Here is a 22,195-nt window from a genome sequence, read left to right on the forward strand (position 1 = left end):
TTAATTCTCCCAACCTTGCATTGAGCAGATAAGTTCGTATTTTAATTCTTCAGAGTACTCATCTTCATAATTAATAATAGAGCCTATCAATTTACATAATAATTCTTTGGATATTTTACTTTCAGCCAGCCAAACGACAATATTTTCCATCTCCAAAGTAAATTTTTTGACACAATAATCATAGCCATTTAATTCCAAAAAATACGCACCTAAAACCAAACTTGAACGCTTATTACCATCACAAAAAGCATGAAGTTTATTGATAGAATACACCAAATGCGTTAATTTATCTTCAAAACTGGGATAATAAAAATCGTTTTGGATATGTTCTAGCACACTTTCAATCTTACCATAGCCATCAGGGTATACACCTGACAATCCGCCTGATTGCTCAATAATCCAGTCATGAGTAGCTATTGCGTAATTTACATCAAAATAAAATATCGTAAGCTCCATCATCTATCCTTTAAGCGTTTTAATACCGCCAAAGTTTCAGGGTCGGATAGCTGTTCTTGGAGCGAGCGACTTTTTTCACCCAAAAATTTCTCAAAATCACCTTGTGGCACTACTTGAACATATTGTTCTAATTTATAATGTAAAGCATCTCTAAAACATAAATCACGGCTAGACATTTTTATTCTAGCATCCAAAATATAAGGTTTTATAAAAGGACTGTTCTCGGCTTTTTTAATCAATTCATCCAGTTCTTTTGGATACAATTTCCTACCTAATTTTTCAGATAATTCTTTCATTTGGGTTGCCAAGCCATTTTCAAAACTACCGATAATTTGCAACACTTCAGTATACATGGTATCCCTAGCTTTGTCTTTTTCTTTTAGATTAAGTACTTTTTTGTATTCTTTTGCTTTTTCACAAAATACCGCTTGATAAATCTTATCTGTATAAATGCCATACTTCTGATTACCCATATCTAGATAATCTCTTAGAGCATCAGTAAATAATTTACGATAACTTTCTTCAGTATAAGCGGATAATAAATAATTCTCATCTCTTTGGTTAATGTATTTGGTTGAACCGCCTGCTTTTTGATTGATGACATCAATCACGATATCTAGCATTTTTGAGCGGATAAACTTAGCTCGCTCGCCCTCTGTAACCAGCATCGCAAGATTTAGCACCGCCCGAAAGCTAAAAACTCCTAAGGATGGTGCCTTGCTGATGTCGACGACATTGATGTCGTCGACATATAGTAACTTCATATTTTTTAAGGCATTTCCTCTTAGAATACGATACCCATTTTTAGTCAATTCTTCACCATTTGATGCAATGTAACGGTCAACTGTCCGCTCATCAATCTCCAAAATCTGAGCAACTTGAGCTTTGGTAAAAACGGTTTCACCCTCAAATGACAACCCACCCAATTGCAAATGTGTTTCAAGTTCATTAATGGCATATTGATTGTTTAAAATATTATTTCTAGCAACCAAAGAAGTCGTTAATTCACTCATCTTACGCCCTCTCAATCTGCCCGACTATCTCATCAATCTGACCACGCAGCTCATCAATCTTGGCAACGGTGCTTTTAATCTCATCATTTAGCACGCCAATATCAATCACCTCACGGGTGTCTTTTGCCTCCACATGGCTGCTGACCGCCAAATTATAATCGCTCGCTTTGATGGTGTCATAATCCACCATCGCCACTTGATGGGGGACATCGGTCTTGTTGGCGAACAGCGTTAAAATCTGGCTGATATGCTCATCGGTCAGTGTGTTGTTGTTGGTTTCTTTTTTAAAAATATCACTGGCATCAATAAACTGGGTTTTGTTATCGTGTTTGCTTTTACTAAGTACCAAAATATTGACCGCAATTGATGTCCCAAAAAATAAATTGGGGGCAAGAGCGATGACAGATTCCACAAAGTTATTATCTATCAGATATTGGCGTATTTTGGCTTCTGCCCCAGCACGGTAAAAAATCCCCGGAAAGGTAACAATCGCCGCACGCCCTTTGGCGGACAGGTAGCTCAATGCGTGCAAAATAAAAGCAAAATCGGCTTTGGATTTTGGGGCAAGCACGCCAGCTGGGGCAAAGCGGTCATCATTAATCAAAGTAGGGTCATCAGAGCCTATCCATTTGATGGAGTAAGGCGGATTTGAGACGATGGCATCAAAGGGTTTGCTGTCGCCAAACTGTGGGGCAAGCAAGGTGTCGCCCAGTGCAATCTCAAATTTGTCGTAATTGATGTTGTGCAAAAACATGTTCATACGGGCAAGGTTGTAGGTGGTGTGGTTAATCTCTTGCCCAAAAAAGCCGTCTTCTATGATGTGTTCGTCAAAATGCTTTTTGGCTTGTAATAGCAAACTGCCCGAGCCACAGGCAGGGTCGTAGATTTTATTAATGCTGTCTTGTCCGTGCATGGCAAGCTGTGCGATTAGCTTGGAGACGCTTTGTGGGGTGAAAAACTCACCGCCTGATTTGCCTGCGTTGGCGGCATATTTTGAAATCAAAAATTCATAGGCATCGCCAAACAGGTCGATTTGATTGTGTTCAAAATTGCCAAAATCAAGCTCTGATACGCCTTTTAGGACGTCTGTTAGGCGTTTGTTTTTGTCAGCAACGGTGTTGCCCAGTCGGCTGGACGTGGTATCAAAATCAGCAAATAAGCCTTTGATGTCTTGTTCAGAATCATAGCCGTTGGCGGACGATTCAATGGCGTTAAAAATGGCTTTTAGGTCGGTGTTGAGATTGGGATTGTCGTTGGCATTTTTGGCGACATTTTCAAATAATTGGCTAGGATAAATAAAATAGCCTTTGGTCTTAATGGTGTCTTCTTTGATTTGTTCTAAAATGGGGCTGTCATCAGGAAAGCTGGCATAATCCACGCTGTCATCGCCTGCTTCAATATAAGCGGAGAAATTTTCGCTGATAAAGCGGTAAAATAGCGTGCCTAAAACATATTGTTTAAAGTCCCAACCATCAATAGTGCCTCGGACTTCGTTGGCGATTTGCCAGATTTGGCGTTGGAGGGTGGCACGTTGTTGAGTGCTGGTCATAGGGTATCCTTGTCAATGGTGTATGGCAGGGCGATAAATGGGTCGCAGGTATCGTCAAATATAATATCGGTATATCATAATAATCAATTTGAAATAATAAAACAAATTCCCCAGAATATCATCATCTTAAACACCGAGAAAACTCATGGCAATATTTCGCAAAATCTTAAACCCCATCAGCCTAAAAAACCTTGAACTAAAAAACCGCATTGTCATGCCCCCAATGTGCCAATATTCTGCCACGGACGGTGTGCCAAATGACTGGCATTTGCTCCATTACACCAGCCGAGCGGTGGGCGGTGTGGGCTTGATTATTGTTGAGATGACCAATGTAGCTGCCAATGGTCGCATTACGGCGAACTGTTTGGGGCTTTGGAATGATGAGCAAGAACAAGCGTTTAAAAAATTGGTGGACAGCGTGCATGCACAAGGGGCGAAAATTGGCATTCAAATCGCCCACGCAGGTAGGAAAGCCCAAGATGAGCCAAATGCCGTTGCCCCGTCTGCCATTCACTATGGTGAGCTTGACTATGCTGGGCAAAATCTCATCACCCCAAGGCAGCTGAGCATTGACGAGATAAAAGCATTGGTACAAGCATTTGCCGACTCTGTCAAAAGAGCGGTGAATGCAGGCTTTGATGCAATTGAGCTTCACGCCGCCCACGGCTATTTGATTCACCAGTTTTGTGCACCCAAATCCAACCAACGAAGCGATGAATACGGACAAGACCGCCTATTGTTTGGTGAGCAAGTCATTCACGCTGTTCGTGCCGTCATGCCTGATGAGATGCCCCTAATCGTGCGTATCTCTGCCCAAGAGTATGGCGAAAACGGCTTTGACAGTGATTATGGTGTGGAGATTGCCAAACGCTTCTCATCGGCTGGGGCAGATGTGTTTCATGTCAGCGGCGGCGGCGATGGCGTATTGTGTGAGGGCAAGCACCCTGAGTTTTATGCAGGTTATCAGGTGGCACTGGCTCGCAAAGTCAAACACGCCACAGGCAAACCTGTGATTGCTGTGGGCATGCTAGATGACCCTGCCGTGGCTGACCATGTGCTTGGCGTGGGCGATGCCGACCTTGTGGCGATAGGTCGTGGGCTGCTTCGAGACCCATATTGGGTGCTAAATGCCCAGTATCAGCAAAACTGCTCAGATGGCAAAGATGTGCAGTTTGTGCCAAGGCAATATGAGCGAGGGTTTATGTAAATTTTTTAGTAATGAACGGTATTTTTGGGCGGTTTGGGCTGTTTAATCATGCTTAAAATCGTGTTTAGATGCATTGTCATAATCATTTATTATTTTGGAGTTCAACCATGCAATTTTTTAACAAAGATGACGTTTTAAACGCCTTTCATTATCGTGTGTCTACTCGTTCGTATGATGGCGATAAAAAAATCCCTGCTGAGGATTTTAACTATATTTTGGAGTTGGGTCGTCTAAGCCCAAGCTCGGTAGGTTCTGAGCCTTGGCAATTTTTGGTGTTACAAAATGCCGATTTACGCCAAAAGTTAAAGCCTTACTGCTGGGGCATTCCGACCATGGAAACATCAAGCCACATTGTTGCCATACTTGCCAAGAAAAATGCCCGTTATGACACGCCTTATTTTGGTGAAATCATGGACAGACGAGGGCTTATGGGTGATGACCGTGCCAAAGCATTGGAGGTGTACCAAAAATTCCAAGAACAAGACATCGCCATCTTAGACAGCGAACGCAGTCTGTATGACTGGGCAAGCAAACAAACCTACATCGCACTTGCCAATATGATGACAGGGGCTGCCATGATTGGTGTGGACTCTTGTCCGATTGAGGGTTTTGCTTATAAGGAAGTGAACCAGCTTTTGGCAGACGAGGGTTTGTTTGATCCAAATGAGTGGGCGGTGTCGGTCATGGTAACATTTGGCTATCGTGATAAAGAGATTAAGCCCAAAGCACGCAAAACTTTTGAACAGGTTGTGAAGTTTGTGGAATAAACACATTCTCTCAACAAAATATTTATTAAAAACATAAATTGAGGAAACATCATGACCTATCCTACCCAATCCTAAGTCGCATTTAGCCCAATCACACCGCTTGCTCCACACAGTTTTGAACGCCGTGAACTGCGTGCCGATGATTATGGGTCGCCGTAGCATTTCTGCGTCTGTGATTGGCGGCATTGCCGAAACCCAAGAAATGCTGGATTTTTGTGCCGAGCATAATATCGTGCCAGATGTGGAGATGATTGATATGCAAACCATCAATGATGCGTATGAAAGAATGCTTAAATCTGATGTCAAATATCGCTTTGTGATTGATATGGCAAGCCTTAAAGCATAAAAAATAAACCCCTACCTCTTGATGGGCGTAGGGGTTTATTTTACGAATTAAGCATCAAGCCGTTTCTTTCGGTACCAAATCCTCCGCAATCTCCTCCGCCTGCTTGAGTACAAATTCAATCGCTTCATTCTGTAAATCAGGCGGATATTTATAGGTGCGTAGGGTAATACGAATCAGCGTTCGCATTTTGGCACGCACCGAGTCTTTATATTGCCAATCAATCGTTACCGATTTACGCAGTTTTTCGGTGATTTCTCGTGCCAATTTCAAAAGAACCGCATCACCCATTTCTCGCACCGCACTTTCGTTGCGAGCCAATGCATCATAAAACGCCATTTCAGCAGGACTTAATCCCAGCTCTTCCCCTCGTTTTTGGCGTGCCTCAAACTCTTTGGCAAGGGCGATAAGCTCTTCGATGATTTCAAGTACCGATAAATTATGATTGTGGTATTGGTTCATCGCCTCTTTTAGGCGTTCTTCAAATTCCTTTTTGGTGGCAAGATTGACACCGCCTTTTTCTTTAAGTTCAGACGATAAAAACCGCTCCATCGCCAACAGCCATAAATCTTTGGTTGGGCTGTTTTTTACCGTTTCCAAAAATTCATCAGAAAGTAGATTGATGTTTGGGCGTTCTTTTTTTAATAAATCAAATAAATCCACCACACCGTCCGACTGCACCGCACGGTTCATCAAGACGGTTAGCTGTAACAAGCGGTCTTTGCCCGAAGGATTGCGAGAGGCAGTGCTGTTTTTGATGATGGTCGCTCGCACCGCATCATAAAACGCCAATTCCTGCTTATATGGTTCAACGTCTTTTAACGCCCCGCACAAAGAAAAGCCTTTTTTGGCAAATCGCACCGCCTGCAAAAAGGCGTTTTTGCGTGGGGTTTTGTCCTGTTTGTCCGTATCATCATGCGGATTGACACGGTCTAACGCCAAAATATGGTTGGCAGAGGTCAAAATCGCATTCAGCAATTTGGCAGGTTCGCTAATTTGCAAAATTTTGCCAATATCAACCGTTTGTCCATCCACAGGTGTGGCAAATTGCCCCCGAATAATGCTGACATATTCGAGCATTTTTTCCAAAACCGTCTCAATATTGCGTACAGGTTTTTCTTTGCCGCCTGCGTTGGTGTATTGCTTCATCGCTTTTTCCAGCTCATCGGTCAAGCCCACATAATCGACAATCAAACCGCCATTGTCCATGCTTTTGTTACGGAACACCCGATTGACCCGAGCGATTGCCTGCATCAGGTTATGTCCACTCATCGGCTTGTCAATGTACATCGTGTTACAACAAGGGGCATCAAACCCTGTGAGCCACATATCTCGCACGATGACGATTTTTAGGGGGTCATCTGGGTCTTTAAAGCGTTTTTCCAGCGTTTTTTTGTCCTGATTGTATTTTTGCCATTCGGCAGGGTCGCTGGCATTGCTTGTCATCACGATTTTTATCACTCCTTGCAACACATCGTCAGAATGCCAATCGGGGCGAATTGCAATGATTTTTTCGTACAATTTCACACAAATGGCACGGCTCATCACCACGACCATCGCCTTGCCGTCTTGCTGTTTAGTACGCTCATCATAATGGGCAATGATGTCTTCCGCCATTTTTTGCAAACGGCTTTCAACACCGTGCAATTTTTCACGCAAACGAAAAGTCGGATTTTGTTCATCGTCATCAAGCAGGGTTTGAGCTTCTTTGACCACCTTGTTAAAATCATGACTTTCGCCCAAGCTGATTTGGCGTGGCTCATAGATAATCGGCACGGTTGCTCCATCTTTCACCGCATCTTCAAAATCGTAAATAGACACATATTTACCAAACACTTCTTGGGTGTCTTTGTCATCAAGGGCGATTGGCGTGCCTGTAAAACCAATAAAGGACGCATTGGGCAGGGCACTGCGTAAATGCTTGGCGTAACCCTCTCGGTATTGTCCTTTGTCGTTGATTTTTTGGCTAAAACCATATTGCGAACGGTGGGCTTCATCGGTAATGACAATGATGTTTTGCCGCTCGTTCAAAATTGGGTGGCTTAGCTCATCTTCCATCAAACCAAATTTTTGAATGGTGGTAAAAATCACGCCCCCAGCCGAACGGCTGGCAAGGGCAGAGCGAAGTTCGTCTCGCCCATCGACTTGGATTGGAGTTTGTTTGAGCAATGCCTCACCACCGCAAAAGGTAGCATAAAGCTGACCGTCTAAATCGTTGCGGTCGGTGACCAAAACCAAAGTCGGATTTTTCAGGCTGCCTTGACTTAATACCTTGCCTGCATAAAACAGCATTGAAAGCGATTTGCCCGAACCTTGCGTATGCCAAAACACGCCTACTTTGCGGTTGCCTGTATGACTGCTGGCAAGTAGGGTGCATTCCACCGCTTCATTCACGCCATAAAATTGATGATATGCCCCGATTTTCTTAATGGTGCGGTTTTTGTTGTCTCGTTCAAACACCACAAAATTTTGTACATAATCCAAGAGATTTTTGGGTGTCATCAAACCTGTAAGCAAGCCTTCTAGCTCATTTTCAAACACAATCCGTTGGCTTTTGTTTTTCTCATCAACCACACGCCAAGGGGTGAAACGCTCAAAATCAGCCGTCAGCGAACCGATACGGGCGACAATGCCATCTGAAATCACAAGTGCCTGATTAAACACAAACAATTCAGCCAGTTCTTCTTTATAGGTTTGTAGCTGTGCGTACGCTTTGCCAATATCGGCATTTTCTTTGAGTGGATTTTTGAGCTCAAACACCACCAGTGGCAAGCCATTAACAAAGCCAATCAAATCCGGAATGCGTTTGCCTTTTTTACCGCCAATATCCAGCTGATTGACAATGCGAAAATCATTGTGGGCAGGCACCCCAAAATCCACCAAACGCACCACTTCAAACTTTTGCTCACCCTGTGCCTGATAACGATATGGCACGCCATTTCTTAGCCATTCATAGGCCCCGCGGTTACGCTCGGCAAGGTCGCCAGTGTCGGCACGGCAAACCATCGCCACCACATTTTCCACCTCGGCAGCAGGCAAATTGGGGTTTAATTTTGCAATGGCGGCCGCCAACAAGGGCTTTAAAATCACCTCACCTGTCCGTTCTCGCCATTCATTTTGGCAGCCCAAAAGAATGGTTTTGCCGTAGGTATAATCCCAGCCCAAAGATTGCATTGTGGCAATGGCGGATTGTTCAATGGTGCTTTCGTTGATGCCTAGCATTGTGGGTTCTCCGTTTTAATCGTCTTTTTCCAATAAATAGTTTAAATAGTTTTCTCGTTCATAATCTTTGTCTGGGTCTTTTTCAAAAGCACACTCTAAGCAAATATTATCTAAAAAGATTGTGTATTCCCCGCACTCAGGACATTCTTTACGAAAATCTCCACCATCTTTGATAGTATGATGAGTAAGACCTAACACATCATATTTATCTAAGCATTGACCATTTAAGCAATAGGTACAATGTAAAGATAAATTTTCATAATCACCAGATTGATATTTAATTAAATGCGATAGACAATAAGGACACTCAATATTTTTAATAAAAATATCTTTTAAAATATCATCTGGAAACTCTATGTTGGTAAATGATTGATGGCATTCACTTAATTTTTTATCATAAATATCTTTATTCTCAAGGATTAATTGATAAATTTCATTTCCTAAAAAATCCTTTAAACTCATCTCTAAATTATTTTTTAGATAGTCTTCGTAGAAGCCTTCAATTAAAAGGAAGCTTTTTACAATAAGCTCTAAAATATCGATATCTTGTGTGTGATAAAAATGCTCAATACTATTTCTTACTTTATTGATAAAGTTTAATAAATTTCCATCTATTCTTATGCCTAGATTCTTTAGATTTTTTTTGATGTTATGTACATCAACAGTATTTGTTGGTGTTTTTTCACCAAAAGTGCCATCATAAATTTCTTTTGTTACCTTTGAATTAATAGCAGTAATATAAATATATGGTTTATCTTTTGGACTTATCAGTATTAATTTATATTTATAAAGCAAAAGTAATCCTGAAAAAATATTGCGTATCGCAGATATTTTTCTTTTGTTATCATTTTTAGTTAGCTTATAATCTTCCATACCAAGCTGTATTGAAATTTTGGCATTTTCTAAAAGATTTTCTTTTACGGTTTCAATATTCTCTTGATTACTCACAACTCCATCTCCCCACTTAATAATTTGGGTAAGAGCAGGTCTCGGGTTTGGGCTAATGTTTCATTTTGACTATTTTTGTATGTAATTTGAAAAAATATTGATTTTACAAAATTTCCAAATAGGTCGGTTAGTTTCTTTTGGGGATAAATAATATCTTTAATCAGAAAATCAGGAAAATGCCCTTTATATTCAGTAAATTTTTGCTTTCCTAGTGTGGCTAAATAAAGCCAATAGATATTGCAATTATTGCCTTTGAATGCAAAAACATTTTGAATAGTACTAAAATCATAGCTAATTAAACGCATATAACAGGTATGGTTTGCAAAAACGATAACAGGATCTTCTATGCTGGCTTTCACACCTGCTTCATCATTATGAAATCCGATTAATCCCGATCTGCCTTGATCTAGTACAGGTACTTTGCCTGTTTCTTCTACGGTTTTTTGACTGTATTTTTTCCCTGTTGGGATTTTGTTTATGACATCTTCAATTTTCATTACCCCCCACCCCTTCGGCACTTCGCCAAATTCTTCATTCGCCACAAGCTCACTTGGGAAGGCATCGGCGATTTCCCAAAGCTCTTGGTATTCGGTTTGGCTTAGGTCTTCAATCGTTTTGCCTGAAATGACCGCCATTGCCGATAAATTCGCTTCTCGCTCGCTTTTGCCTTCGCTTAGGGCTTGGGCTTTGGCTCGTACAGGGTCAAAATCCACAAACCAGCTTTTGAAGATTGCCTGTGCTATGGCTTCTAGGGTTTGGTTGGTTTGGGTGTTGAGTTGGGTTTTTTCATTTATAAAATTTAGGAAAGTAGCAACTTTTCGTTGTTGCTCTATAATTGGTAAATATGCATCAATTTTATATAAATCACTAAATTTGATTGCTGGCATAGTTGATGATGATTGGCTATTCTTCAAATATTTGTAAATGCGTTCTTGTGAAAGAAAATAGTAAAGAAATTCCTTGTCTAAAATATTATTGTCAATAATATTTACTTTGAACATATTATTAGCAATATAGCCAGATAGCCCACGAACCACTTTTCCAGCAGTATTCGAGCCATATCTTATCATTACAACATCGTCTTTATACGCCCAGTACCTTTTGTCTATTTTTTTAATATATCTAGGCTTTTCATCTTTATTCGTATAATCTACAATACGAATAAATCTATCCATATCTTTTTCTTTTACTTCATATTGTTGATCAGTTGAGATTTGAAATCCCTGAGAAAAAGAAACGATATCTTCCAACTTATAAACTTTCCATTCACTCATCTTAAAACCCCAACCCCTTTAAATTTGCCACAATCTTTTCTTCCAATACTCTCCCTTGTTTAAACTGTTCATTTAATAAAGCGGTCAATTCCTGCATTTTTTCGCTAAATGGCACGCCGTCATCTTCTTCGACTGCCGCCCCCACATATCGCCCAGCCGTTAGCACAAAGTCATTTTTGGCGATTTCGTCCAGTGTTGCCGAGTAACAAAACGCAGGGATATTTTCGTAGCCGTTCTGTTTTTGCCAGTTGTGGTAGGTATCGCTGATTTTGGCAATGTCATCAGCGGTAAAATCACGCAAGACACGGTCTTTCATATAGCCGATTTGGGTGGCGTTGATAAACAGCACTTCGCCTTTACGAGCTTTGGCTTTATTGATAATCCAAATGCAGGCTGGGATTTGCGTGTTGGTGAATAGCTGATTGGGTAGAGCAATCATCGCTTCGACTAGGTCGGCTTGAATGATGTTTTTGCGAATATCGCCTTCGCCTGAAGTTTGGCTGCTCATTGAGCCGTTGGCAAGTAGGAGTGCCATTTTGCCTTTTGGCGAAAGGTGGTAAATCATATGCTGCAACCATGCAAAGTTGGCGTTGCCTTGTGGGGGCGTGCCGTATGCCCAGCGTGGGTCGTTTGCTAGGCTTTCACTCCACCACTCTTTTTGGTTAAAGGGCGGATTTGCCATCACAACATCCATTTTTTTATCAATATGTAACGGATTGAGCAGAGTATCTTCAGGCTTGTCGCCAAAGTCAAAGGGAATGCCACGAATCGCCATATTCATCACCGCCAGTTTGCGGGTGGTGGGGTTGGATTCTTGCCCATAGACCGAAATGGCGTTGCGGTTACCTTGGTGGGCTTGGATAAAGCGGTCGGTTTGCACAAAAAATCCGCCACTGCCCATCGCAGGGTCATACACTCGCCCTGAATAGGGTTCGAGCATTTCCACAATCAGGGTAACAATGGATTTTGGCGTGAAATATTGACCACCTTTTTTGCCTTCGGCTAGGGCGAATTGCCCAAGGAAGTATTCATAGACGTGTCCCAAAATGTCTTTGGCTTGCAGATGCACAGGTTCGCCATTGTACATTGGGCGGGTAAAGTCGGTGCGAGAGAAAAGGTCAATCAAGCCACGAAGCATTTCATCAGGCACGCCAAAGCCTGCAATGCGTTGCAGTACGCCTTTTAGTTTGGGGTTTTCTTGTTCGATGGCTTCAAAGGCATCATCAAGCAAAATGCTGACATTTTTGAAGTTGCCACCCCAAGGCAATTCATCGCCTGCGTTTAGTTTGCTGTTGTCTTTGATGTTTTCCCAGCGTGCTTGTTGTGGTACATAAAAGATATTTTCGGCGGTGTAATAATCCCGCTCTTCAATTTCATCGTTTAAAATTTGCTGATATTCGGCTTTATCAAACAAGGCTGGGTCAAGATAGGTTTCGCTGTCAGGATTGGTAAGATTGAGGGCGTGTTTTTGGCGAAAGTCGTTGAAACTGTCGGAGATGTATTTTAGAAAGATAAAACCAAGCACGATGTGTTTGTAGTTGGCGGCGTCTAGGTTTTTACGCAGTTTGTCGGCGGCAGTCCAGAGGTCTTGGTCAAGTTTGTTTAAAAAGTTTTGGTTGATGGCATGAGCATTTCGCATAATAAATATCCTATTTTAATGATGGCGTTAGTATATAATTTTTAGAGTATTTTTATAAGTAAGTTTTCCCATTATTACCCCACCTTATACCCACCCATAACAACACTCAATTTTCCAAAATAACCCAAATTTGCTATAATAACCTGAGTTCGGGATAAGCACCCCACTAAAAAATAAAGAGCAATTGTGATAATCTACTGTTTTGACAAAACAAACCATCACAAAAGCCCTTTAACATGGAATATCTTACAACACTTTTCTGCCAAGTAGATGATTTTTGTAAAACATTTGAAGCAGACTTTAACCGCACACTCATCAGCAAACCCAACAGCAGAAACCGAAAAGCCTCTATCAGCACTTCCGAAATCATTACCGTATGGATCTATTTCCACCATATCCGCATACGTGATTTCAAAAGCTACTATCTATGGCAAATTAAAACCATTTGGAAAACAGCATTCCCCACCATGCCAAGCTACAATCGATTTATCGAATTAGCACAACATGCATTACCTGCTATGTTGGTTTTTCTCAGTATTCAAATGGGGAAATGTACAGGCATCAGTATCGTGGATTCCACCATCTTATCTGTTTGCCACAATCGTCGAATTCATAGGCATAAAGTGTTTAAAAACATTGCTCAACGTGGCAAAAGCAGCATGGGTTGGTTCTATGGATTCAAACTTCATGCAGTGTTTAATCATGTAGGAGAGCTAGTCAATTTCTGCCTAACGCCAGGCAATGTTGATGACCGTAAAGGCTTACGACAAATGGCAAACAAACTGTTTGGATTGTTGATTGGGGATAGAGGCTATATCAGCAAAGAGTTAAGCGATTGCTTAGAAAAGAGATACAACATCACTTTACTGACAGGCAAGAAAAAGAATATGAAATCCCCGTCCCAAAGTCCTGAACAAAAAAGGTTGTTAAAACAAAGATGTGTTGTTGAAACAATTTTTGATCAGTTAAAGAATCTATGCCAAATTGAACATACTCGCCATCATTCAGAGAAGGGATTTTTGTTGAATCTGATTTCTGGATTAACGGCATATTGCTTGTTTGCGTATAAGCCGCAGATGTTTGGGAAGAATGCTTTGGCGGCTGCTAAATAGAGGTGGCTTATCCCGAACTCAGGTTTTCTTAAGCAGTTAGCGGCATTTGAAGCTGAAGGCAGAACCCTCATTTACTTCATTTACTTAGATGAAAGCGGCTTTAAATCTCATGACAACAGAGCTTTACGGCTATTCCCACAAAGGCCGTCCTTGTTTAGGAAAGTACAACTGGCAACTCAAGAATCAAAGCAATGCTATTGGGGCAATACATAAGAACAAGTTGTTTGCGGTAGGGCTTTACGATTGCAGTATTAATAGTGATGTATAGTCGATTCATGATAAATACGAACATTATATTTTTAACCTTAGCTTAGGCGTTTATGCCGGAAAGCACACGCCATGATAAATTGTGTTGGGTATAAATATCTAAACCACTAATTTATAAGGAAGTAGAACGAATTCTTAAATCCGAAAAATTGATATTTTAAGTAATGTCGGATACAAGTATCCGACTTACCCGATTGAAAAATGATTAATTTTGCCATGAATTGACTATATTTCATTGTTGGGTAGAAGAATTGCTGTTAACACAATTGCCTGAAAACAGCGTCATTATTATGGACAATGCCAGCTTTCACAAAAGACAGGATACCCAAGAGCTTATTGCAGATGCGGGACATCATATTTTATGGCTGCCGCCATACAGTCCGGATCTGAACCCAATCGAGAAAATGTGAGCTTGGCTTAAACGTAAACGCAAGGATTGGCGATTAGATTGCATCGATAAACTATTCTTTTACTTCCTGTGGATTTGTAACTCTTTTTGATTTCCTTGACTATATAGTCGAAAGATTGAAAAAGTATCACGGTCTTGGTTCATCTTCTGTACGCTTCGTATTATCTGCAGCTCGCCGCCTTGTGCTACTTTTTCACTTCTCCGATTATCGCTGTGTATCTGTATTTTATCGTTTATTTTCCTTTTTTCATAAACTTGTTAATGCGGCAATGAGGTGCCGCCGCAGAGATTAAGATTTTGCCCTGTTATGGCATCGGCGGCGGGAGAGAGTAGGTATGCGGCGGCAGCGGTGGTCATTGCTTTCAGGTGCGACTTATCATCGCGGCGATCGCGTGATGTTTCAGCTGGAGCGTTTTAACGAGCGTTGATTTTTTCCACTTGCCAGTAGTGGTTGATGCTTGTGAAGTTAAAGGCCAACGAGGTTTCGCGGTATTGGATGCGGATGCGGTCGCCTTGTCGGAATTTTTCGAGCAGGTAGGGGTTAACTGCTAAAGTGATGTCTTGCTGAAAGGGGGCGTCGAATGACAGTGTCCACCAATTGCTTTGTGCGGCGGGAGCATGCGCCGTAATCTTGGCTTCGCTATAGCCGATTTCGCCTTGATACGCCCACAATACTATCAGGGCGCGGGTGCCGACAATGGCAAATAGCGGAATGAAACATAGCGGCAATAGCCATTTCAGGCTGTTTTCCCACAGGCTTTCGGGGCTGTTTTGCGCTTGGTATTTGGCTTGCTGTTTGGCATGGCTTTTGCCGTATTGCCAGATGAAATAGCTGATTAAGGCGGCGAGGGCTGCCATGCCGATAAGGCTGAGCGGATAGGCATTTTGTTTGACGATGTAGGTGTTGGGCAGGGAGGTGTAGAGAAATCCTGTCAGGGCGTTGAGAACAAGCATGATGCTGATTTGGCGGTTGAGTCCGATGTCGTCTTGCATGATATTTCCTAGGATGAAAGTCTTATTGTAAGGATTTTCGACAGATATTGCTGATTTTTAGCTGACAATATTGGGCAGCTGCCATTATTTATTTACTTGGCGTTTTATTTTCTGAATGAAATGAGTTTTTGGAAAAATGTATGTAATATATGCGGGCGACGAATTTTTAATACTGGCACTGTTCAAGCTAAAGTTTAGCCGCTTTTCTATACATTCTAGGAGTCGGTTCATACCGAAAACAGGAAAGTTTTGCCCAAGCAGATGGCTGCTTGGGCTTTTTTTATGTCGAGGAAATATGGTCAATGAGCTTTTTCATGGCGGCGGGCAGGGCGGCGCCGTGAATTTCCTGCGGCGCAAGCCAGCGTATTGCCGCATCCCTATCCGAGAGTTCGCACTGATGCGTGTGATAGCTTTGGTAATGAATATTGAGGCGGTAGTGCGTAAAGACATGACAGAAGGCGAATGCCGCTGCGGATTGGGCTTGTAAGTTTTGCTCTTGGGCATAGTCTTGCAAGGCTTCAATGCTGTCAAACCACGGCAGTATCCACAAATTACCCCATAAAGCTTTTTCTGCGCGGCGGCGGAAGAGGATTTTGCCGTCTGCGCGGCGACAGTAGAGAAAATAGCCGTCGCGGCTTTTTTTGCTGCTGCCGCCGCTTTTTTTCGGATATTCGCCGACGCTGTCCGTATGCAGGGCTTGGCAATCGTCGGCAAATGGGCATGCGCCGCATTGCGGGCGGCTGCGTTTACAAATGAGGCTGCCTAAATCCATCAGCCCCTGTGTGTAGCTTTTTAAATCGGCGGCGTTGTGGGGCAGAAGGACTTCGGCTTGCCGCCAAAAAATATCCTGCGATTTGGCGGCTTTGATGTCGGCATCAATGGCGAAATGGCGTGCCAATACGCGTTTGACGTTGCCGTCGCAGATGGCTTCGCGCGCTCCCCAAGCAAAGACGGCAATGGCCGCCGCCGTGCTTCTGCCCACGCCTTTTAATTGCTCTAAGCCTTCTCTATGGCGGGGAAAATGACCGCCGAAATCGCGGCAGATTTGTTGGGCGGCGTAGTGCAGATTGCGGGCGCGGGCGTAGTAGCCCAAGCCGCTCCAATGTTCAAGTACTTGTTCCTGCGTGGCAGCGGCTAGGCTTTGCACGTCGGGAAAGCTTTGCACAAAGCGCCGGTAATAGGGGATGACGCTGGCGACTTGGGTTTGCTGAAGCATGATTTCCGACAGCCAAATGCGGTAGGGGTCATCACATTGCCAAGGCAGATGATGCCGCCCGTGCTGCCTTTGCCAAGCGATGAGTTTCTGTGCGAAGGCGCTCATTTGCCGCCTAAGAGATAGCTGCCGTTATACAGTACATATACGGCAATCACGGCGAGGATAATGCCTGCCGTATTGCGGCGGCTGAGTGTTTCTTTGAAAAAGAGCAGACCGAGCAGGGTAGCGAGCAGTATCACGCCGATATTCATGATGGTAAAGACCAGCGCGGTTTGTGATTTCAACACTTGATGGGCGCGGATGTAGGTAAAGATATTGCCGAAATTGAGCATGCCTAAGACGATACCACAGGCGAGAGAGCGCCAATCAAAGCGGCGTCGCATGATAAGCAGATAGGCGAGCATCAGCAAGGCGGCAAGGATAAAGGTAATGAAGAGGGTGCTGAGGGTGCTTTTCTCCGCCACCAGCGAGATGCGTTTGAGCAGGATGTCAATCACGCCGTAACCGCCCCAGACGGCAATCAGCCACAGCCAGTCATGCTGTCGGCTTTGGTTGTCGCTTTTTAGCAATAGGATGAGGGCGATAAAGGTCAGGGCAATGCCGATGGCTTTGGCATAGCTGAGTTGGTCTTTAAACAGCCAAAAGGCGGCGATGATGCTGATGATGAGGGAGAGTCTTTGCGCGGCATCGGTGCGCACGATGCCGTTTTTTTCAATCGATTTGCCCAATACGATAAAAATACTAGGCAGCAAAATGCCTAAGGCGGCAAACAGCCACCAATGGCTCAAATAATTATCCGCGGCTTGTAGATTGGGTTTGGAGATAAAGAAGGTCAGCAAGGCGGCGGTGGGGTAGTTCATAAAAATGGCTTGCTCGATGGAGATACCCCGTGCGCGCCAGATTTTAATCATGACGGAGACAGCGACGCTGAAGCAGATGCTGAGTAAGAGATAGTTCATAAGTTTTTGACCATAAAAAAAGTCGGATAGTGTATCCGACTTTTAAATAAAGTGTGTAACAGAATAACAGAAGATTAATGCTTCTGTTTGATGATTTCCACCCAATAACCGTCCGGGTCATAGATAAAAGCGATATCGTTCATGCGTCCGTCTTCAGGGCGTTTTTTAAATTTCACCTTGTTTTTATCCAACCAAGCGATTGCCGCGTCGAAATCCGGCACGCTGAGGGCAATATGCCCATAACCGCCGTTCTCACCGTTGCCGATGCGGTAAGAGAAGTTTTCGTCTTTTTCCGTACCCCAGTTATGCGTGAGCTCTAAAACGCCGCGGCGGGTTGCGAGCCATTCGCGGCGGGCGTTGTCGTCTTCGGGCAGGTTTTCGTCGGGCGCGAGATAGGCTAGAAAGCAGAGGCTGAATTGTTCGTTTTCATAGTGGTTTAAACGAATGACGCTCATGCCCAGAATGTCGGTGTAAAAGGCTAAAGATTTGTCGAGATCTTTAACGCGCAACATGGTATGGGCGAAGGCGAAGCCTTGGGTTTCATTAGGTGCATTGCTCATGATTTTCTCCTGGTTTGAAAAGCGAAAACGCCCAAAGGCGCTTTGCTTGTTTGAATTATTTGGCGGCGGCGTATTGCTCGCTGACGTAGTCCCAATTGACCACTTTCCACCAATTGCTCACATAATCGGGGCGTTTGTTTTGGTAGTTCAGGTAATAGGCGTGTTCCCACACGTCTAAGCCCAAAATCGGTGTGCCGCGTACAGCAGCGACATCCATTAAAGGATTGTCTTGGTTCGGCGTGCTGCTAACCACTAATTTGCCGTCTTGCAATACCAACCATGCCCAACCGGAGCCGAATTGATTGACTGCCGCATCCGCAAAGGCTTTTTGGAAGTCTTCAAAGCTGCCGAAGGCGGCTTTGATAGCGTTCGCCAGTTCGCCGCTAGGCGTATTGTTTTCCTGCGGCGCACGCATACCGTTCAGAAATAAATCATGGTTGTAATAGCCGCCGCCGTTGTTGCGAATCGCCGGGCTTAGGGCGGAAATATTGGCAAAGATTTCAGGCAGAGATTTGCCGTTGAAATCGGTTTCCGCAATGGCGGCGACGAATTTGTCGAAATAGGTTTTATGGTGTTTGTCTTTATGCAAATGCATGGTGGCTTCGTCAATCACCGGCTCTAAGGCATCGTAAGCATAAGGCAGATCTTGAAAAGTATAGCTCATAGTTTTCTCCTGTTAAGTGTGGTTTATCATCAGATGCCAAGATAAGTTCTTTCATCAATGATGGCAAGTTACGTTTATAAAATAAATCGGCTTAAATCTTCATTGTCGGAAATGTCGCCCAAGGTTTTTTCCACATAAGAGGCGTCAATGGTGATGCTGTCGCCGCTGCGATCCGCCGCTGCAAAGGATAAATCGCTGGTCAGGCGTTCCATGAGCGTGTATAGGCGCCGCGCACCGATGTTTTCCGTGCTTTTATTGACTTGATAGGCGATTTCCGCAATTTTCGCGATGCCGTCTTCTGTGAAATTCAGTTGCAGATTTTCGGTGGCAAAGAGGGCAGTGTATTGCTTAATCAGGCTGGCGTCGGGTTCGGTCAGAATGCGTTTGAAGTCTTCAATGCTCAGGGCTTGCAATTCCACGCGCACCGGTAACCGTCCTTGCAATTCCGCTACCAAATCCGAAGGTTTTGCCAGATGGAAAGCGCCGGAGGCGATGAAGAGAATATGGTCGGTTTTAATCACGCCGTATTTGGTCGATACCGCCGTGCCTTCCACCAGCGGCAGCAAATCTCTTTGCACGCCTTCACGCGAGACGTCCGCTCCGCCTACATCGCTGCGTTTGGCGACTTTGTCGATTTCGTCGATGAAGACGATGCCGTTTTGCTCCGCATTGGCTATCGCCAGGCTTTTGATTTCTTCGTCAGAGACCAGATTTTCCGCTTCTTCTTCGGCTAATTGGACTAAGGCTTCGCTAATTGTAAGTTTTTGCTTGCTTTTCTTTTGCTTGCCCAAACTTTTGAACATTTCGCTGAGTTGGCTGCTCATTTCTTCCATACCGGGCGGCGCCATAACTTCAAATTGGGTTTCGCGGTTGCCGCTCAGCTCGATTTCAATCACTTTGTCGTTGAGTTCTTCGCGCAGAATGCGTTCGCGGTAGGTACGGCGGGCGATGTTGTCGCTGTCGCTGCTTTCCGCTTCACCTTCAAACCATGTCGGGGTTTTGGTCGGCGGCACGAGTACGTCCAAGACGCGCTCCAAGGCGGCTTCGCGCGCCTTACTCTGTACGCGTTTGCGCGCGCGTTCACGCTCCAATTTAATCGAGGTTTCCGCCAAATCGCGGATAATCGAGTCCACATCGCGCCCCACATAGCCGACTTCGGTAAATTTGGTGGCTTCGACTTTGACAAAGGGCGCTTCCGCCAATTTCGCCAAACGGCGTGCAATTTCGGTTTTGCCGACGCCGGTCGGTCCGATCATCAGAATGTTTTTCGGCGTGATTTCGCTTTGCAGCGGTTCGCCGATTTGGCGGCGGCGCCAGCGGTTGCGCATGGCATTGGCCACCGCGCGTTTGGCTTCTTTTTGTCCGACAATATGGCGGTCGAGTTCTTCCACGATTTCGCGCGGCGTCATGTTGAGGTCGCGGTACTCATTGTCTGATTTGTCCATTATTCGTCCTTTAATTCGTCTAAGATGATGTTATGATTGGTATAAACGCAGATATCGGCGGCGATATTCAAGCTCTTGACGGCAATCTCGTTCGCCGGCATATCGGTGTTGTGGAAGAGGGCGCGTGCCGCCGAAAGGGCGTACATGCCGCCTGAGCCGATGGCGGCGATATCGTCTTCGGTTTCTACTACATCGCCGTTGCCGGATAAAATCAGGGTATGTTCCTGATTCGCCACAATCAGCATGGCTTCCAAGCGGCGCAGGGCGCGGTCGGTGCGCCATTCCTTCGCCATTTCGACCGCCGCACGCAGCAATTGTCCGTCCTGCGCTTCTAATTTGGCTTCAAATAATTCGAATAAAGTGAAGGCGTCGGCGGTAGCGCCGGCAAAGCCCGCCAAAACCTGCCCGCGGTAGAGGCGGCGGATTTTGCGCGCATTGCTTTTCATAATCGTCTGCCCCAGCGAGACTTGTCCGTCGCCGGCTATCGCCACATGGCGGCCGCGGCGCACGGAAAGTATGGTTGTGGAATGTGCATCAAACATAAAATGTCCTTTGTTTAAATTTCTGCCGATGTGGCGGCAGGGAGCGCGTTTTTCAAGGCAAGGGCATTTACGAATGGTAATTTATGCGGTATAAACGCGCATGATTTAGCGATTGGGAGAAGGAAATGTCATTCATCGATAAAATTTTTAAATGCGAAAAGCGCCGCACCATTCCCGATAATTGGCAAATGCCTGTGGCAGGCGATATCGTCAGTTTGGATAAAGTACTTGATTCGGCTTTTGCCAGCGGCTCTTTGGGAGCGGGTTTTGCCATTCATGCCGTCGGCGATGAAATTCTCTCGCCTGTCGATGGTGTGGTGAGCGAGCTGTTCAGCACTTTGCATGCGGTGTTTCTGCTTGCCGATAACGGTTTAGAAGTCTTGATTCATATCGGCATCGATACCGTCAGTTTGCAGGGGCGCGGATTTACCGCCCTTGTCTCGCAAGGAGAAGCCGTGCATGTCGGGCAAGCCTTGGTGCGCGTGGATTGGGAGGTGGTGAAAGCTGCCGGTTTATCCACCTTGGTACCGGTCATTTTTACCAATGCGCCGGGGCAAGGCGTAGAAGTCAGCCAAAAACGCCCTTATTTCGTTTGAGGCGATTAGACCGTACTGCGCCTTTTTATTCGGGAATCTTGTCAGGAATCATATGGAAAATTTACACACCGCTTTGGATTATCTGCGCTATGCCGCCAGCGAGTTTGCCCGCCACGATATTTATTACGGGCATGGCACCGATAATGCCCTTGACGAAGCCGCCGCATTGGTCTTAGGGATATTAAGACTGCCTTTTGATTTGCAGCCGCTGTATTTGCAGACCCGCCTCACGCAGGCGGAAAAAGAGGCATTGGCTGCCGCAATCGACAAACGCGTTACGCAGCGTATTCCCGTGCCCTATTTAAGCAAGCGTACGCTCTACGGCGGCTATGAATTTTATATTGACGAACGTGCATTGATACCGCGTTCGCCGATTGCGGAGCTGATAGAGCGCGATTTGCAGCCTTATTGGCAGGGCGGCGAGCCGCAGCGTATTTTGGATTTGTGCTGCGGCAGCGGCTGCATCGGCATGTTGGCGAAATACCGCTATCCGCAAGCGGAAGTGCTGTTGAGCGATATCAATGCCGATGCTTTGGCGGTGGCGGAAATCAATTTGGCGCGCGCTGATATGAGCGGCTATGGCATCGAGACGGTACAAAGCGATTTGTTTAGCGGTCTAAGCGGGGAATTTGATTGGATTTTATGCAATCCGCCCTATGTGGAAGAGGCGGAAATGCAGGAGATTGCAGCGGAATTTTTACATGAACCGCGCCTTGCCCTGACTTCCGGCGCGGACGGCTTGGATTTGAGCCACAAGATTCTCGCCCAAGCAGCGGATTATTTGAGCGAAAACGGCGTTTTAATTTTGGAAGTTGGCATGAGTTGGCAGAATCTTGAAGCCGCTTATCCGGAAATCGGTTTTGATTGGATTGAATTTGAGCGCGGCGGCGAGGGCGTATTGGCGGTCAGTCGCGATGAATTATTGGCTTGGCGCGAGGCAGGATTGCTGTAAACGCCGCCGGCACAGCCTTTGTGATTTGGGCTTAATAGAGAAATCATGCGCATAGGAGCAAG

The 22,195-nt window shown here is 44.7% G+C and carries 21 protein-coding genes and 1 pseudogene; 8 read left to right on the forward strand and 14 right to left on the reverse strand.

All coding sequences use genetic code 11. The annotated features are described in order from the left end of the window. From DYC63_RS07010 to DYC63_RS07020, 3 genes are read right to left on the reverse strand one after another with little or no spacing between them, the layout of a single operon-like run. Window positions 1-456, reverse strand: a complete 456-nt coding sequence (locus DYC63_RS07010; protein ID WP_064625275.1) for a type II toxin-antitoxin system death-on-curing family toxin — start codon at window positions 454-456, stop codon at window positions 1-3. After that, window positions 456-1,469: a DNA-binding protein gene (locus DYC63_RS07015; protein WP_115218570.1), complete on the reverse strand. Its 1,014-nt coding sequence runs from the start codon at window positions 1,467-1,469 to the stop codon at window positions 456-458. Before DYC63_RS07015 ends, DYC63_RS07010 begins: the two co-directional genes overlap by 1 nt. Before the next feature lies 1 nt (window position 1,470). Beyond that, entirely contained in the window at window positions 1,471-3,018 is a 1,548-nt protein-coding gene (locus DYC63_RS07020) for a type I restriction-modification system subunit M (RefSeq protein WP_115218571.1), read from the reverse strand. A 145-nt stretch (window positions 3,019-3,163) separates the two neighbouring features. Between DYC63_RS07020 and DYC63_RS07025 the strand changes: the two genes are divergently transcribed. From DYC63_RS07025 to DYC63_RS07035, 3 genes and pseudogenes are all read left to right on the forward strand, one after another. Then, the gene (locus DYC63_RS07025; RefSeq protein WP_115218572.1) at window positions 3,164-4,225 is read left to right on the forward strand and encodes an NADH:flavin oxidoreductase/NADH oxidase; all 1,062 of its coding nucleotides are present in this window, start codon (window positions 3,164-3,166) and stop codon (window positions 4,223-4,225) included. Window positions 4,226-4,332: 107 nt separating this feature from the next. Further along, window positions 4,333-4,992, forward strand: a complete 660-nt coding sequence (locus DYC63_RS07030) for an NAD(P)H-dependent oxidoreductase (protein WP_003672168.1) — start codon at window positions 4,333-4,335, stop codon at window positions 4,990-4,992. 100 nt (window positions 4,993-5,092) lie between these two features. Continuing rightward, window positions 5,093-5,338 (forward strand): annotated as a pseudogene (locus tag DYC63_RS07035) (zinc-binding dehydrogenase); the annotation flags it as partial. Window positions 5,339-5,392: 54 nt separating this feature from the next. On the opposite strand, the gene DYC63_RS07040 reads toward DYC63_RS07035, so the two are convergent. Genes DYC63_RS07040 through DYC63_RS07055 form a run of 4 tightly spaced genes read right to left on the reverse strand, consistent with a single transcriptional unit; the run spans window position 5,393 to window position 12,418 of the window. Beyond that, on the reverse strand, window positions 5,393-8,557 hold the full coding sequence (locus DYC63_RS07040) for a type I restriction endonuclease subunit R (protein ID WP_115218573.1): 3,165 nt from the start codon (window positions 8,555-8,557) through the stop codon (window positions 5,393-5,395). 15 nt (window positions 8,558-8,572) lie between these two features. Then, on the reverse strand, window positions 8,573-9,505 hold the full coding sequence (locus tag DYC63_RS07045; protein ID WP_115218574.1) for a hypothetical protein: 933 nt from the start codon (window positions 9,503-9,505) through the stop codon (window positions 8,573-8,575). Continuing rightward, window positions 9,502-10,779, reverse strand: coding sequence for a restriction endonuclease subunit S (locus DYC63_RS07050; RefSeq protein WP_115218575.1), 1,278 nt, complete (start codon window positions 10,777-10,779; stop codon window positions 9,502-9,504). The genes DYC63_RS07045 and DYC63_RS07050 overlap by 4 nt, the downstream gene beginning before the upstream one ends. Window position 10,780: 1 nt before the next feature. Continuing rightward, a complete protein-coding gene (locus DYC63_RS07055; RefSeq protein WP_115218576.1) occupies window positions 10,781-12,418 on the reverse strand; it encodes a class I SAM-dependent DNA methyltransferase in 1,638 nt (545 codons plus the stop codon). 236 nt (window positions 12,419-12,654) lie between these two features. Here DYC63_RS07055 and DYC63_RS07060 point away from each other — a divergent pair, with 236 nt between their 5' ends. From DYC63_RS07060 to DYC63_RS07070, 3 genes are all read left to right on the forward strand, one after another. Continuing rightward, on the forward strand, window positions 12,655-13,530 hold the full coding sequence (locus DYC63_RS07060; protein ID WP_115218577.1) for an IS982 family transposase: 876 nt from the start codon (window positions 12,655-12,657) through the stop codon (window positions 13,528-13,530). 88 nt (window positions 13,531-13,618) lie between these two features. Further along, window positions 13,619-13,798 (forward strand): hypothetical protein, encoded by a 180-nt coding sequence (locus DYC63_RS12640; RefSeq protein WP_115218578.1) that lies wholly within the window; start codon window positions 13,619-13,621, stop codon window positions 13,796-13,798. 220 nt (window positions 13,799-14,018) lie between these two features. Next, the gene (locus DYC63_RS07070; RefSeq protein WP_218564578.1) at window positions 14,019-14,207 is read left to right on the forward strand and encodes a transposase; all 189 of its coding nucleotides are present in this window, start codon (window positions 14,019-14,021) and stop codon (window positions 14,205-14,207) included. A 413-nt stretch (window positions 14,208-14,620) separates the two neighbouring features. On the opposite strand, the gene DYC63_RS07075 is transcribed toward DYC63_RS07070, so the two are convergent. The 7 genes from DYC63_RS07075 to hslV all read right to left on the reverse strand — a co-directional run bounded on the left by DYC63_RS07075 (window position 14,621) and on the right by hslV (window position 20,585). Further along, window positions 14,621-15,199, reverse strand: a complete 579-nt coding sequence (locus DYC63_RS07075; RefSeq protein WP_115218579.1) for a hypothetical protein — start codon at window positions 15,197-15,199, stop codon at window positions 14,621-14,623. 280 nt (window positions 15,200-15,479) lie between these two features. Next, window positions 15,480-16,520 (reverse strand): A/G-specific adenine glycosylase, encoded by a 1,041-nt coding sequence (gene mutY / locus DYC63_RS07080; protein WP_115218580.1) that lies wholly within the window; start codon window positions 16,518-16,520, stop codon window positions 15,480-15,482. Next, window positions 16,517-17,374 (reverse strand): EamA family transporter, encoded by an 858-nt coding sequence (locus DYC63_RS07085; RefSeq protein ID WP_115218581.1) that lies wholly within the window; start codon window positions 17,372-17,374, stop codon window positions 16,517-16,519. Before DYC63_RS07085 ends, mutY begins: the two co-directional genes overlap by 4 nt. Before the next feature lie 74 nt (window positions 17,375-17,448). Then, window positions 17,449-17,934 (reverse strand): lactoylglutathione lyase, encoded by a 486-nt coding sequence (gene gloA, locus DYC63_RS07090; RefSeq protein WP_115218582.1) that lies wholly within the window; start codon window positions 17,932-17,934, stop codon window positions 17,449-17,451. Between the two features lie 55 nt (window positions 17,935-17,989). Continuing rightward, complete coding sequence (locus tag DYC63_RS07095; protein ID WP_115218583.1) at window positions 17,990-18,598, reverse strand: superoxide dismutase; 609 nt, start codon at window positions 18,596-18,598, stop codon at window positions 17,990-17,992. Window positions 18,599-18,672: 74 nt separating this feature from the next. After that, complete coding sequence (gene hslU / locus DYC63_RS07100; RefSeq protein ID WP_115218584.1) at window positions 18,673-20,043, reverse strand: ATP-dependent protease ATPase subunit HslU; 1,371 nt, start codon at window positions 20,041-20,043, stop codon at window positions 18,673-18,675. Continuing rightward, window positions 20,043-20,585, reverse strand: a complete 543-nt coding sequence (gene hslV / locus DYC63_RS07105; protein WP_115218585.1) for an ATP-dependent protease subunit HslV — start codon at window positions 20,583-20,585, stop codon at window positions 20,043-20,045. The genes hslU and hslV overlap by 1 nt, the downstream gene beginning before the upstream one ends. 125 nt (window positions 20,586-20,710) lie before the next feature. Here hslV and DYC63_RS07110 point away from each other — a divergent pair, with 125 nt between their 5' ends. Together DYC63_RS07110 and prmB are read left to right on the forward strand one after the other, a co-directional pair. After that, window positions 20,711-21,181 (forward strand): PTS sugar transporter subunit IIA, encoded by a 471-nt coding sequence (locus DYC63_RS07110; RefSeq protein ID WP_115218586.1) that lies wholly within the window; start codon window positions 20,711-20,713, stop codon window positions 21,179-21,181. Between the two features lie 52 nt (window positions 21,182-21,233). Then, window positions 21,234-22,133, forward strand: coding sequence for a 50S ribosomal protein L3 N(5)-glutamine methyltransferase (prmB, locus tag DYC63_RS07115; RefSeq protein ID WP_115218587.1), 900 nt, complete (start codon window positions 21,234-21,236; stop codon window positions 22,131-22,133). Window positions 22,134-22,195 lie beyond the last annotated feature (62 nt).

The organism is Suttonella indologenes (assembly GCF_900460215.1).
Classification (GTDB): domain Bacteria; phylum Pseudomonadota; class Gammaproteobacteria; order Cardiobacteriales; family Cardiobacteriaceae; genus Suttonella; species Suttonella indologenes.

Coding starts and splice junctions, on each gene's coding strand:
- DYC63_RS07010 (WP_064625275.1), bottom strand. CDS start 456: ATGGAGCTTACGATATTTTATTTTGATGTAAATTACGCAATAGCTACT.
- DYC63_RS07015 (WP_115218570.1), bottom strand. CDS start 1,469: ATGAGTGAATTAACGACTTCTTTGGTTGCTAGAAATAATATTTTAAAC.
- DYC63_RS07020 (WP_115218571.1), bottom strand. CDS start 3,018: ATGACCAGCACTCAACAACGTGCCACCCTCCAACGCCAAATCTGGCAA.
- DYC63_RS07025 (WP_115218572.1), top strand. CDS start 3,164: ATGGCAATATTTCGCAAAATCTTAAACCCCATCAGCCTAAAAAACCTT.
- DYC63_RS07030 (WP_003672168.1), top strand. CDS start 4,333: ATGCAATTTTTTAACAAAGATGACGTTTTAAACGCCTTTCATTATCGT.
- DYC63_RS07040 (WP_115218573.1), bottom strand. CDS start 8,557: ATGCTAGGCATCAACGAAAGCACCATTGAACAATCCGCCATTGCCACA.
- DYC63_RS07050 (WP_115218575.1), bottom strand. CDS start 10,779: ATGAGTGAATGGAAAGTTTATAAGTTGGAAGATATCGTTTCTTTTTCT.
- DYC63_RS07055 (WP_115218576.1), bottom strand. CDS start 12,418: ATGCGAAATGCTCATGCCATCAACCAAAACTTTTTAAACAAACTTGAC.
- DYC63_RS07060 (WP_115218577.1), top strand. CDS start 12,655: ATGGAATATCTTACAACACTTTTCTGCCAAGTAGATGATTTTTGTAAA.
- DYC63_RS12640 (WP_115218578.1), top strand. CDS start 13,619: ATGAAAGCGGCTTTAAATCTCATGACAACAGAGCTTTACGGCTATTCC.
- DYC63_RS07075 (WP_115218579.1), bottom strand. CDS start 15,199: ATGCAAGACGACATCGGACTCAACCGCCAAATCAGCATCATGCTTGTT.
- mutY (WP_115218580.1), bottom strand. CDS start 16,520: ATGAGCGCCTTCGCACAGAAACTCATCGCTTGGCAAAGGCAGCACGGG.
- DYC63_RS07085 (WP_115218581.1), bottom strand. CDS start 17,374: ATGAACTATCTCTTACTCAGCATCTGCTTCAGCGTCGCTGTCTCCGTC.
- gloA (WP_115218582.1), bottom strand. CDS start 17,934: ATGAGCAATGCACCTAATGAAACCCAAGGCTTCGCCTTCGCCCATACC.
- DYC63_RS07095 (WP_115218583.1), bottom strand. CDS start 18,598: ATGAGCTATACTTTTCAAGATCTGCCTTATGCTTACGATGCCTTAGAG.
- hslU (WP_115218584.1), bottom strand. CDS start 20,043: ATGGACAAATCAGACAATGAGTACCGCGACCTCAACATGACGCCGCGC.
- hslV (WP_115218585.1), bottom strand. CDS start 20,585: ATGTTTGATGCACATTCCACAACCATACTTTCCGTGCGCCGCGGCCGC.
- DYC63_RS07110 (WP_115218586.1), top strand. CDS start 20,711: ATGTCATTCATCGATAAAATTTTTAAATGCGAAAAGCGCCGCACCATT.
- prmB (WP_115218587.1), top strand. CDS start 21,234: ATGGAAAATTTACACACCGCTTTGGATTATCTGCGCTATGCCGCCAGC.